The following is a 12313-nucleotide window of genomic DNA, read 5'->3' on the forward strand; positions in this document are numbered from 1 at the left end:
GCGCGTCAGAGGTCGGCGACGAGCAGCGTCTCGATCTCGCGGTAGCCGAGACCCCGGTACAGCCCGCGCGCGGCGGCGTTCGAGCCGAAGACGTGCAGCCCGATCGAGCCGGCCCCGACGCTGCGCGCGACGTCCTCGGCCGCGCGCATCATCTCGGCGCCGTAGCCGCGCCGCCGGTGGCCCGGCTCCACGTGCAGCTCCATCACGAAGACGTGCGGCCCCGTCGAGCGCCTGCGCACCTCGAGCCACAGCGCGCCCACCCGCTCGCCGGCGGCCGTGGCCGCGAACACCAGCTCGTCCTCGGTGTCGAGGCCGTCGGGCATCTCCTCGGCCTGCGCGCGCGCCGACTCCGCCCGGGCCGACTCCGGCGTGTGCAGGCCCTCGTTGACGAGGTCCTCCGCGAACTCCCGGATCACCCGCTCCTCGAACTCCGCGTACTGCTCTGCGGTCATCGGCGTGAGCCGCACAGCCCGGGATGCCCGTGGTCCCGGCAGCGGATCGAGCACCATCTGCACGTTCGTCGGCCGGTACCCGCGCCCGTGCACGGCGGCCCGCCGATCCGATCCTGCGCGAACAGGTCGACATTCAGACGCTGCGCGCTGAGTGCGCGTGCCCGCTCCTCGACGAGCGCGAGAGCACGCGATCCCGTCAGCGCGTCGTCCGGGTCGAAGGCGAGGAGCATCGCGCTCGCCGCAGCGTCGTCCACCTCGAGCCAGGCGGATCCCGCCACGCGTCCGTCGTCGCGGATCTCGAAGACGTGCTGGCCCGATCCGGATCCCTCGGCGAAGCGCCGCGCCACGATGCCCTCGGCCTGCTCCGCGGCCTCGGCCGGCGGTCGCAGCCCCGACGCGGCCCGCAGATCGGCCAGCCGGGCCACGGTCGCCGCCCGCCACGCCTCGAACCGCTCGGCCGGCATCTCCTCGAGGGTCACGCTCACCCCGCGACCCTATCGCCGCCCCACCCACGCGCTCCCGCGGGCCGTGCGCATCGCGGCGACCGGATCCGGCATCCGAGAAAGCTGGGTTTATACCCGAGGGTGGGGCCTTCGTCAAGGAACCGCTTGCCAAAGCGTGTCGGGGGTTATAGAGTAGGTCTTTGCGCCTCTTGGATTCCCCTATGCCTTCATATGGTGGTCGGCAGGTGCTCAAGACCCCCGCAGATGGCGGCGCGGGTCGGGGCATTTCAGGGCTGGATCCGGGCGCACCTCACCTGTCGACAAGGAACTTATGGCCCCGCCCGGGCTCATGGAGGTTATCCCCTTGGCTGCTGCGAACTCCGCATCCACCACCCCCACCAAGAACGGACGCGGTGCTTCCCGCCTCTCGTTCGCCAAGATCTCCGACACGCTGACGGTCCCCGACCTTCTGGCGCTGCAGACCGAGTCGTTCGACTGGCTCGTCGGCAACGACGCCTGGAAGGCGCGTGTCGCGGAGGCTCAGGCCGCCGGTCGCACCGACGTCCCCGAGCGCAGCGGTCTGGAGGAGATCTTCGAGGAGATCTCCCCGATCGAGGACCTGAGCGAGACGATGCAGCTCTCGTTCACGAACCCCTATCTCGAGCCCGAGAAGTACTCGATCGAGGAGTGCAAGGACCGCGGCAAGACGTACGCGGCCCCGCTCTACGTCGAGGCCGAGTTCATGAACCACCAGACCGGTGAGATCAAGACGCAGACGGTCTTCATGGGCGACTTCCCGCTCCAGACCGACAAGGGCACGTTCATCATCAACGGCACCGAGCGCGTCGTCGTGTCGCAGCTCGTGCGCTCGCCCGGTGTCTACTTCGACAAGACGCCCGACAAGACGTCCGACAAGGACATCGTCTCGGCCCGCGTCATCCCCTCGCGCGGTGCGTGGCTCGAGTTCGAGATCGACAAGCGCGACCAGGTCGGCGTCCGCATCGACCGCAAGCGCAAGCAGTCGGTCACGGTCTTCCTGAAGGCGCTCGGCCTCACGAGCGAGGACATCCTCGCCGAGTTCGCCGGCATCGAGTCGATCGAGGAGACCCTCGCGAAGGACACGATCCTCACCAAGGAGGACGCGCTCCGCGACATCTACCGCAAGCTGCGTCCGGGCGAGCAGGTCGCCGCCGAGGCCGCGCGTGCGCTGCTCGACAACTTCTACTTCAACCCGAAGCGCTACGACCTGGCCAAGGTGGGTCGCTACAAGATCAACCAGAAGCTCGGCATCGACCGCCCGCTCTCGGACTCGGTCCTGACCGTCGACGACATCGTCGCGACGATCAAGTACCTCGTCCGCCTGCACCGCGGCGACGAGACCTTCACGGGTCTGCGCGGCGGCCAGGAGGCCGAGCTGCGTCTGTCGGTCGACGACATCGACAACTTCGGCAACCGTCGCATCCGCGCGGTCGGCGAGCTCATCCAGAACCAGGTCCGCACCGGTCTGTCGCGCATGGAGCGCGTTGTGCGCGAGCGCATGACCACGCAGGACATCGAGGCGATCACGCCGCAGACCCTGATCAACGTGCGCCCCGTCGTGGCCGCGATCAAGGAGTTCTTCGGCACCTCGCAGCTGTCGCAGTTCATGGACCAGAACAACCCGCTCGCGGGTCTGACCCACAAGCGCCGCCTGTCGGCGCTGGGCCCCGGCGGTCTGTCGCGTGAGCGCGCGGGCGTCGAGGTGCGCGACGTCCACCCGTCGCACTACGGCCGCATGTGCCCCATCGAGACCCCTGAAGGCCCGAACATCGGTCTGATCGGCTCGCTGGCCTCGTTCGCCCGGATCAACTCCTTCGGCTTCATCGAGACCCCCTACCGTCGCGTCGTCGACGGCAAGGTCACGAACGAGATCGACTACCTGACCGCCGCCGAGGAGGAGGCCTTCGTCGTCGCCCAGGCGAACGCGAAGCTCAAGGCCGACGGCCACTTCGCCGACGAGCGCGTCCTCGCGCGTCAGGTCGGCGGCGAGGTCGACCTCGTGCCCGCCGACGAGATCGGCTACATGGACGTCTCGCCGCGCCAGATGGTGTCGGTCGGAACGTCGCTCATCCCGTTCCTCGAGCACGACGACGCGAACCGCGCCCTCATGGGTGCGAACATGCAGCGTCAGGCTGTGCCGCTGCTCCGTTCGGACTCGCCGTTCGTCGGCACCGGCATGGAGAACTACGCGGCCATCGACGCCGGCGACACGATCGTCGCCGAGAAGGCCGGTGTGGTCGCCGAGGTCTCGGCCGACTTCGTCCGCCTCCAGCTCGACGAGGGCGGCACGCGCGACTACTTCCTGCGCAAGTTCGACCGCTCGAACCAGGGCAACAACTACAACCAGCGCGTCATCGTCAACGCCGGCGACCGCGTGGAGGTCGGCGAGGTCCTCGCTGACGGCCCCGCGACGCAGAACGGCGAGCTCGCGCTCGGCAAGAACCTCCTCGTGGCCTTCATGAACTGGGAGGGCTACAACTATGAGGACGCCATCATCCTCAGCCAGAACCTGGTGAAGGACGACACCCTCACCTCGATCCACATCGAGGAGTACGAGGTCGACGCGCGCGACACCAAGCTGGGCAAGGAGGAGATCACTCGTGACCTCCCCAACGTCAGCCCGGAGCTGCTGAAGGACCTGGACGAGCGCGGCATCATCCGCATCGGCGCCGAGGTCCGCCCCGGCGACATCCTCGTCGGCAAGGTCACGCCGAAGGGCGAGACCGAGCTGTCGGCCGAGGAGCGCCTGCTCCGCGCGATCTTCAACGAGAAGAGCCGCGAGGTCCGCGACACGTCGCTGAAGGTGCCCCACGGTGAGCAGGGCACGATCATCGCGGTCAAGGAGTTCAACGCCGAGGACGGCGACGACGAGCTCGGCTCGGGCGTCAACCGCCGCGTGGTGGTCTACATCGCCCAGAAGCGCAAGATCACCGAGGGCGACAAGCTCGCCGGCCGCCACGGAAACAAGGGCGTCATCTCGAAGATCCTGCCGGTCGAGGACATGCCGTTCCTCGCCGACGGAACTCCGGTCGACATCATCCTGAACCCGCTCGGCGTCCCCGGTCGAATGAACTTCGGCCAGGTGCTCGAGCTGCACCTCGGATGGATCGCGGCGCAGGGCTGGAAGATCGAGGGCGCCCCGGAGTGGGCCGCTCAGCTGCCCGAGGCCGCCCGCGAGGCAGCCCCCGGCACGAAGGTCGCCACGCCGGTGTTCGACGGCGCGCACGAGGCCGAGCTCGCTGGTCTGCTCGACTCGACGCTGCCGAACCGCGACGGCGAGCGCCTCATCGACAGCTCGGGCAAGACCCGCCTGTTCGACGGTCGCTCGGGTGAGCCGTACCCGTTCCCGATCTCGGTCGGCTACATGTACATCCTGAAGCTGCACCACCTCGTGGACGACAAGATCCACGCGCGCTCGACGGGTCCCTACTCGATGATCACGCAGCAGCCGCTGGGTGGTAAGGCGCAGTTCGGTGGCCAGCGCTTCGGCGAGATGGAGGTGTGGGCCCTCGAGGCCTACGGTGCCGCGTACGCGCTGCAGGAGCTCCTGACCGTGAAGTCGGACGACATCCTCGGACGCGTCAAGGTGTACGAGGCCATCGTCAAGGGCGAGAACATCCCCGAGCCCGGCATCCCCGAGTCGTTCAAGGTGCTCATGAAGGAGATGCAGTCGCTCTGCCTGAACGTCGAGGTGCTCTCGGCGGATGGCACGGCGGTCAACCTCCGCGACACCGACGACGAGGCCTTCCGCGCAGCGGAGGAGCTCGGCATCAACATCTCGTCCCGCTTCGAGTCCGCCTCGATCGACGAGATCTAAGCCCGGCCGATACAGAATTCCCCAGTAGGAGAGTCAATTGCTCGACGCAACCACTTTCGATGAGCTTCGCATCGGCCTGGCCACCGCCGACGACATCCGTCGTTGGTCCTTCGGTGAGGTCAAGAAGCCCGAGACCATCAACTACCGCACCCTGAAGCCCGAGAAGGACGGTCTGTTCGGTGAGCAGATCTTCGGCCCCTCGCGCGACTGGGAGTGCGCGTGCGGCAAGTACAAGCGCGTGCGCTTCAAGGGCATCGTCTGCGAGCGCTGCGGTGTCGAGGTCACCAAGTCCTCGGTCCGTCGCGAGCGCATGGGCCACATCGAGCTCGCCGCGCCCGTCACGCACATCTGGTACTTCAAGGGCGTGCCCTCGCGCCTGGGCTACCTGCTCGACATGGCGCCGAAGGACCTTGAGAAGGTCATCTACTTCGCCGCCTACATGGTGATCTCGGTCGACAAGGACGGCATCCACCGCGACCTGCCGACCCACGAGAACAACCTCCGTCTCGAGATCAAGAACATCGGCGACCGTCGCGACACGCGCATCGCCGCCCGCCTCCAGTCGCTGGAGGAGGAGCTCGCAGCTCTCGAGGCCGAGGACGCCAAGGCCGACCAGAAGAAGAAGGTCAAGGACGCCGCCGAGAAGGAGATGGCGACGATCCGCAAGCGCGCTGACGAGCAGGTCGCCAAGCTCGAGCGCATGTGGGACGAGTTCCGCGGCCTCGAGGTCGGCCAGCTCAAGGCGGAGGACGACGTCTTCCAGGAGCTGCAGGACCGCTTCGGTCAGTACTTCGAGGCCCTCATGGGTGCGGAGTCGATCCAGCGTCGCCTGGCCGAGTTCGACCTGGCCGCCGAGGCCGAGTCGCTGCGCCTGCAGATCACCGAGGGCAAGGGTCAGCGCAAGATCCGCGCGATCAAGCGCCTGAAGGTCGTCTCGTCGTTCCTCTCGACCGGCATGTCGCCGGCCGCGATGGTGCTCGACGTCGTCCCGGTCATCCCGCCGGAGCTGCGTCCGATGGTCCAGCTCGACGGTGGCCGCTTCGCCACGTCGGACCTGAACGACCTGTACCGCCGCGTGATCAACCGCAACAACCGCCTCCGTCGCCTGATCGACCTCGGTGCCCCCGAGATCATCGTCAACAACGAGAAGCGCATGCTGCAGGAGGCCGTCGACGCCCTGTTCGACAACGGCCGCCGTGGTCGCCCCGTCACCGGAACCGGCAACCGCGCCCTGAAGTCCCTGAGCGACATGCTCAAGGGAAAGCAGGGTCGCTTCCGCCAGAACCTGCTCGGAAAGCGCGTCGACTACTCGGGCCGTTCGGTCATCGTCGTCGGCCCGACGCTGAAGCTGCACCAGTGCGGTCTGCCCAAGCAGATGGCGCTCGAGCTCTTCAAGCCGTTCGTGATCAAGCGCCTGATCGACCTCGGTCACTCGCAGAACATCAAGGCCGCCAAGCGCTCGGTCGAGCGCACGCGTCCTGAGGTCTGGGACGTGCTCGAGGAGATCATCCGCGAGCGCCCGGTTCTGCTGAACCGCGCCCCCACGCTGCACCGCCTGGGCATCCAGGCGTTCGAGCCGCAGCTCGTGGAGGGCAAGGCCATCCAGCTGCACCCGCTCGTCTGCGCGGCGTTCAACGCCGACTTCGACGGTGACCAGATGGCCGTGCACCTGCCGCTGTCGGTCGAGGCTCAGGCCGAGGCCCGCGTGCTGATGCTCGCGTCGAACAACATCCTGAAGCCGTCGGACGGCCGTCCGGTGACCCTGCCCGCGCAGGACATGATCATCGGTCTGCACCACCTGACCACGCTCAAGGACGGCGCGATCGGCGAGGGCCGTGTGTTCGGCTCGGTGGCCGAGGCGCTGCTCGCGAAGGACGAGGGCACCCTCGACCTGCAGGCGAAGATCCGCATCCGCATCCCGGGTCTGACCTTCCTCGAGGGTCAGGCGCCCGAGGACTACGAGAAGCACGGTCTCGTGGACACCTCGCTCGGACAGGCGATCTTCAACGACCAGATGCCCAAGGGCTACCCGTTCGTGCGCGAGCAGGCCGACAAGGGCAAGCTGTCGCAGATCGTCAACAAGCTGGCCGAGGAGTACCCGAAGACCGAGGTCGCCGCGACCCTCGACCGCGTCAAGGACGCCGGTTACTACTGGGCCACGCGCTCGGGCATCACGGTGGCGCTCAGCGACATCCTGACCCCCTCGAACAAGGGCGAGATCATCGCCCGCTACGAGGCCCAGGCCGCCAAGGTCACCTCGCAGTACGAGAAGGGTCTGACGACCGACCACGAGCGTCGCCAGGAGCTCATCAAGATCTGGACCGAGGCGACCGACGAGGTCCAGAAGGAGATGCGCGCCGCGTTCCCCGAGGACAACACCATCAACCGCATGGTGTCGTCGGGTGCCCGTGGTAACTGGCTGCAGATCCGCAACATCGCGGGTATGCGCGGTCTCGTGAACAACCCCAAGGGTGAGATCATCCCCCGTCCGATCATCTCCTCGTACCGCGAGGGTCTGTCGGTGGCGGAGTACTTCATCGCGACGCACGGTGCCCGAAAGGGTCTGGCCGACACGGCCCTCCGTACCGCCGACTCGGGTTACCTCACGCGTCGTCTCGTCGACGTCTCGCAGGATGTCATCATCCGCGAGGAGGACTGCGGCACGTCCAAGGGCCTCGAGTACACGATCGCCGCGAAGGACTCGACGGGCACGCTCGTCAAGGACGCCAACGTCGAGAACGCGGTGTTCGCCCGCACGCTCGCCGTGGACGCGGTCGACGCCTCGGGCGCCGTCATCGCGGCGGCCGGATCGGACGTGGGCGACGTGCTCATCGACAAGCTGGTCGAGGCGGGTGTCGAGCAGATCAAGGTCCGCTCGGTGCTGACCTGCGACTCGGCCGTCGGCGTCTGCGCGAACTGCTACGGCCGTTCGCTCGCCACCGGCAAGCTCGTCGACATCGGCGAGGCCGTCGGCATCATCGCGGCCCAGTCGATCGGTGAGCCCGGCACGCAGCTGACGATGCGCACCTTCCACACCGGTGGTTCGGCGTCGGCCGATGACATCACGCAGGGTCTTCCCCGCGTGCAGGAGCTCTTCGAGGCCCGCACCCCCAAGGGTGCCTCGCCGATCGCCGAGGCCGCCGGCCGCGTCACGATCGACGAGACCGAGAAGGCCAAGAAGGTCATCATCACGCCCGACAACGGCGACGAGCCGGTCGTCTACCCGGTCCTCAAGCGCGCGACCCTCCTCGTCGAGGACGGTCAGCACGTCGAGGTCGGCGAGCCCCTCCAGGTCGGCACGCTCGACCCGAAGGAGATCATGCGCGTGCAGGGTGCCCGCGAGGTGCAGAAGTACCTCGTCAACGGCGTCCAGGGCGTGTACCGCTCGCAGGGTGTGCCGATTCACGACAAGCACATCGAGGTCATCGTCCGCCAGATGCTGCGCAAGGTCACCGTGGTCGACCACGGTGAGACCGACCTGCTTCCGGGTGAGATGGTCGACCTGCGCCGCTACCAGGACATCAACCGTGCGGCCGTCGGCGAGGGCAAGCGCCCCGCCTCGGGTCGTCCGGAGCTGATGGGTATCACGAAGGCGTCGCTCGCGACGGAGTCGTGGCTGTCGGCCGCCTCGTTCCAGGAGACCACGCGCGTCCTCACCGAGGCCGCGATGCAGGGCAAGCGCGACCCGCTTGTCGGCCTCAAGGAGAACGTGATCATCGGAAAGCTGATCCCCGCCGGCACGGGCCTTGCGAAGTACCGCAACGTCACGGTCGAGGCGACGGAGGAGGCGAAGTCGGAGCGCTACCCGAACCGCATCTTCGCTTCGGACGGCGCGTTCGCGGAGGGCGACTACAGCTACGTCGACTTCGACGCGTTCTCGACGGACGACTTCACGCCCGGCACCTACAACTGAGCGTGACAGCTGAGTGAGAGAGGGCCCCGACTTCGGTCGGGGCCCTCTTTCGTGTGCGCCTGGCACCTCTCGTGGGCGAACCGTGAACCAGAGGGTGAGCCTTCGCGGCGAGGCTCCGCGGCGAGGCCGGATCGCGGGGGTATTCTCCGGAGGTCAGGGGAGAGTCCCCGACGTGAGGAGTGCTTCAGATGAGTGACGCGAAGGGACCGCGCGACGAGCCCCAGAACGGCGAGCTCACCTCGGACGCGGAGAACGCCGAGGTGTCGGCTGCCGACACCGGCGACGTCCCCACCTCGCGGCGCGAGGCGCGCACCGACTCCACCGAGGTGATCTCCACCCCGGCCGACGACTCGCCGGTCGAGACCCCCGCGGCCCCGGCTGCCGAGGCCCCCGACTACGACAAGCTGGCCGCGGAGCTCGACGCGCTCGAGCAGCGCGGAGCCAGCACGACCGTGAACACCCGTTCCGCCTCCGGCGACGCCTCCGCGGCGGGGGCATCGGCCCCGAAGAAGAACCCGTGGTTCGAAGAGGCCGACCGCACTCAGACGTTCACCGCGAGCGACGCCTACGACGCGCCGGCCGCGCCGGTCATCACGGCGAGCGAGCCGGTCGTTCCCGAGTCGCACGTGGCCCCCGCGCCGGCCCCGGCCCAGCTTCCGGTCTTCGTCCAGGCTCCCGAGCCGCCCCGCCTCAAGGGCAACCGCGGCGCATCCGGCCTGATCGGCCTCGTCGCGGCGATCGTCTTCGCCGTGCTGTACTTCGGCGCGAAGCTCGGCATCGCGGCGCTCGCGGGCGAGGTCTCGCTCGAGAACATCGCCGACTGGTCGATCGATACCGCCACGTCGCTCGGCTTCTGGACCACGGTGGTCGTGTTCTTCCTCGGCTTCTGGCTGCTCGGCTCGCTCGTCAACCGCGCGCGCTGGGCGGCCTGGGTCCTGCTCGGCGTGTTCGTCGCGCTGATCGCGTGGGCCGGCCACATCGCCGGCGCCCTGGTCGACGCCCCGTTCTGGGAGCTGACCACCTCGGAGACGCTCGAGGAGATCGGCCGCCAGCTGCTCTCGCCGCTCGCGATCGCCGCGTTCGTCTTCGCCCGCGAGATCACGATCTGGTTCGGCGCGTGGGTCTCCCGGCGCGGCGCCAAGGTGACGGCGCGCAACGCCGAGGCGCAGGCCGAGTACGAGCGCACGCTCGCGGACGGTCCGAAGCTGGGCTGAGCCACGAACGCCGCAACGCCAGGAGCGCCCGGGAGGATCTCTCCCGCGGCGCTCCTCGCGTTCGCGACGATGGGCTTCGTGGCGCTGGTGGTGTTCGGCGCCGGCATGCTCTCGCTCGCCACGGATCGCGACGTGATCGCCACACCCGGCATGAACCCGGTGCCCGGCCCGCTCGCGTTCGGTGTCGCGGCGCTCGCGTTCGCGGCCACGCTGTGGCCGGTGCTGCGTGCCGAGCGTCCTCGCTACACGTCGCTCTTCGCCGTCGTCCTCATCACGGCGCTGGCGCAGCTGGCCGGGCTCTGGATCCTGGCACTCGCCTTCGGCACCGACATCGCGACCGCCACCGCGGCCGTGGGGGGAGTGGCCACCAGCTGGACGCTGGCGGCGGTGGCCGGATCGGCGGCGGTGGCCGCGTGGGCGGCGGTCGCCGTGCGACGCACCGCGGCGCGCCCTCCGCACTGGCCGTGGGAGGACCGCGAGGACGGCGACTGACAGGCCGGGCGGGCGGTTCGTCGGGTGGACCTCAGCGCGTCGGGACGCCCAAACCCGGCGCGAGCGCCGTCCCCGGCCTACGCTGGTGCCCGTGGAGCGCTCGCTCGAGACGCAGGTCAGCCAGGCGGTGGACGCCTGGCTTCGCTGGGTGCCGCGCTGGGAGCCGGCGACGCACCGCGGCCGCATCGCTCCCTGCCGCCGCTGCCTCGGCTCGCCGATCCTGTCCGCCGCGGGCCTCGGATCGGATGTGCCGCACGGCGTGCAGCACGGCCTCTCCACGCGGGTGAAGACGATCGTCGACCACGCCGTCGCCGACTACACCTCGCGGAACCTGCCGATGCTGCAGGACGAGCTGGATCAGCAGGCCGCCCGCAATCGTTCGCGGGGATACCGCCCCACCGAGGGTCTCGATCCGGAGTTCGACGGCCTGCCGCTCGATCCGGATCCGGTGCCCGGTCAGCCGTTCCTGTTCACGATCGCCGGGATGGCCAGCGAGGACGAGACGCAGGTGCCGAGCCTGCCGCCCCTCTCGGAGGACGCGAAGATCGCGCTGCGACGCGAGGTGGCCCTCGCCGACGAGTACGCGAACCTCATCGGACGCGAGGTGTGCGCGATCCTGCTTCATCACCGTCTGCGCATCCACGCGGCGATCGTGGAGTACGTCGAGCCGCAGGTGGCCGCGATGCTCGCAGAGCTCTCCCAGGCACTGGACGACCCGTTCGAGGGTCTCGGCCTCTGAGGCCCGGGATCACGCGGTTCTGCGGGGCTTGCACCAGTCGCCGCGGAACCTGCGCACGACACGCCGGATGCGCCCCATGCGCTATCATTATTCGGTGTGCGTCTCCGCGCGCTCGCTTGCGTGCGCGTGAACTCTCACACAAGGGATCGTCCTGAGAACAGGTCGCCCCCACGGCATACCCATCACATCAAACGTTCGGCACATTCTGCCGAACGGGTGGGTCATCGTGAAACCCCCTCCGCAACACCGAGCAACACGGTCGAGCGTCGGGGATCCACCGCTGTCACCGTGCAGCACAAGACAGAAGGAAACCAGTGCCTACTATTCAGCAGCTGGTTCGCAAGGGCCGGTCGCCCAAGGTCTCGAAGACCAAGGCGCCCGCCCTTAAGGCGAACCCGCAGCAGGCGGGTGTCTGCACCCGCGTGTACACGACCACGCCCAAGAAGCCGAACTCGGCCATGCGCAAGGTCGCTCGTGTCAAGCTCCGCAACGGCACCGAGGTCACGGCCTACATCCCCGGTGAGGGCCACAACCTGCAGGAGCACTCGCTCGTCCTCGTTCGCGGTGGACGTGTGAAGGACCTCCCCGGTGTCCGTTACAAGATCGTCCGTGGTGCGCTCGACACCCAGGCTGTCAAGAACCGTAAGCAGGCTCGCAGCCGCTACGGCGCGAAGAAGGGCTGAGTCAGATGCCTCGTAAGGGACCCGCCCCGAAGCGCCCCGTCGTCAACGACCCGGTCTACGGCGCGCCGATCGTCACGCAGCTCGTCAACAAGATCCTTGTCGACGGCAAGAAGTCGATCGCCGAGTCGATCGTCTACACCGCCCTCCAGGGCGTTGAGGCGAAGAACGGCCAGGACGCCGTCGCCACGCTCAAGAAGGCGCTCGACAACGTCCGCCCCACCCTCGAGGTCCGCAGCCGCCGCGTCGGCGGCTCGACCTACCAGGTGCCGGTCGAGGTCAAGCCGCACCGTGCGAACACGCTGGCGCTGCGCTGGCTCGTGTCGTACGCCAAGGGCCGTCGTGAGAAGACGATGACCGAGCGTCTGATGAACGAGATCCTCGACGCCTCCAACGGCCTGGGTGCCGCTGTGAAGCGCCGCGAGGACACGCACAAGATGGCCGAGTCGAACAAGGCCTTCGCGCACTACCGCTGGTAATCAGCATCGCCGGATCCGGGGAGCGCCACCCGCTCGCCGGATCCG

General features: G+C 68.4%; 9 protein-coding genes. 7 read left to right on the top strand and 2 right to left on the bottom strand.

Annotation, left to right across the window (positions count from 1 at the left end; genetic code table 11):
• Positions 1-5: 5 nt before the first annotated feature.
• Together J5V96_RS08060 and J5V96_RS08065 are read right to left on the bottom strand one after the other, a co-directional pair.
• On the bottom strand, positions 6-452 hold the full coding sequence (locus J5V96_RS08060) for a GNAT family N-acetyltransferase (protein WP_208502609.1): 447 nt from the start codon (positions 450-452) through the stop codon (positions 6-8).
• The gene (locus J5V96_RS08065) at positions 449-937 is read right to left on the bottom strand and encodes a hypothetical protein (protein WP_208502611.1); all 489 of its coding nucleotides are present in this window, start codon (positions 935-937) and stop codon (positions 449-451) included. Before J5V96_RS08065 ends, J5V96_RS08060 begins: the two co-directional genes overlap by 4 nt.
• A gap of 307 nt (positions 938-1244) precedes the next feature.
• Here J5V96_RS08065 and rpoB point away from each other — a divergent pair, with 307 nt between their 5' ends.
• From rpoB to rpsG, 7 genes are all read left to right on the top strand, one after another.
• The gene (gene rpoB / locus J5V96_RS08070) at positions 1245-4751 is read left to right on the top strand and encodes a DNA-directed RNA polymerase subunit beta (protein ID WP_372439934.1); all 3507 of its coding nucleotides are present in this window, start codon (positions 1245-1247) and stop codon (positions 4749-4751) included.
• A gap of 37 nt (positions 4752-4788) precedes the next feature.
• Entirely contained in the window at positions 4789-8664 is a 3876-nt protein-coding gene (gene rpoC, locus J5V96_RS08075) for a DNA-directed RNA polymerase subunit beta' (protein ID WP_208502614.1), read from the top strand.
• 188 nt (positions 8665-8852) lie between these two features.
• The gene (locus tag J5V96_RS08080) at positions 8853-9878 is read left to right on the top strand and encodes a CvpA family protein (RefSeq protein ID WP_208502616.1); all 1026 of its coding nucleotides are present in this window, start codon (positions 8853-8855) and stop codon (positions 9876-9878) included.
• A 36-nt stretch (positions 9879-9914) separates the two neighbouring features.
• Positions 9915-10370 carry a DUF6121 family protein gene (locus tag J5V96_RS08085; RefSeq protein WP_208503387.1) on the top strand — a complete coding sequence of 152 codons (456 nt, stop codon included), beginning with the start codon at positions 9915-9917 and terminating at the stop codon, positions 10368-10370.
• A gap of 91 nt (positions 10371-10461) precedes the next feature.
• Positions 10462-11109 carry a spermidine/putrescine ABC transporter substrate-binding protein gene (locus tag J5V96_RS08090; RefSeq protein ID WP_208502618.1) on the top strand — a complete coding sequence of 216 codons (648 nt, stop codon included), beginning with the start codon at positions 10462-10464 and terminating at the stop codon, positions 11107-11109.
• Between the two features lie 314 nt (positions 11110-11423).
• Positions 11424-11792, top strand: coding sequence for a 30S ribosomal protein S12 (rpsL, locus tag J5V96_RS08095; RefSeq protein WP_018171438.1), 369 nt, complete (start codon positions 11424-11426; stop codon positions 11790-11792).
• Positions 11793-11797: 5 nt separating this feature from the next.
• Positions 11798-12268, top strand: a complete 471-nt coding sequence (rpsG, locus tag J5V96_RS08100; RefSeq protein WP_135115264.1) for a 30S ribosomal protein S7 — start codon at positions 11798-11800, stop codon at positions 12266-12268.
• The last annotated feature ends 45 nt before the right edge of the window (positions 12269-12313 follow it).

This window comes from Microbacterium stercoris, from assembly GCF_017592545.1.
Lineage (GTDB): Bacteria > Actinomycetota > Actinomycetes > Actinomycetales > Microbacteriaceae > Microbacterium > Microbacterium stercoris.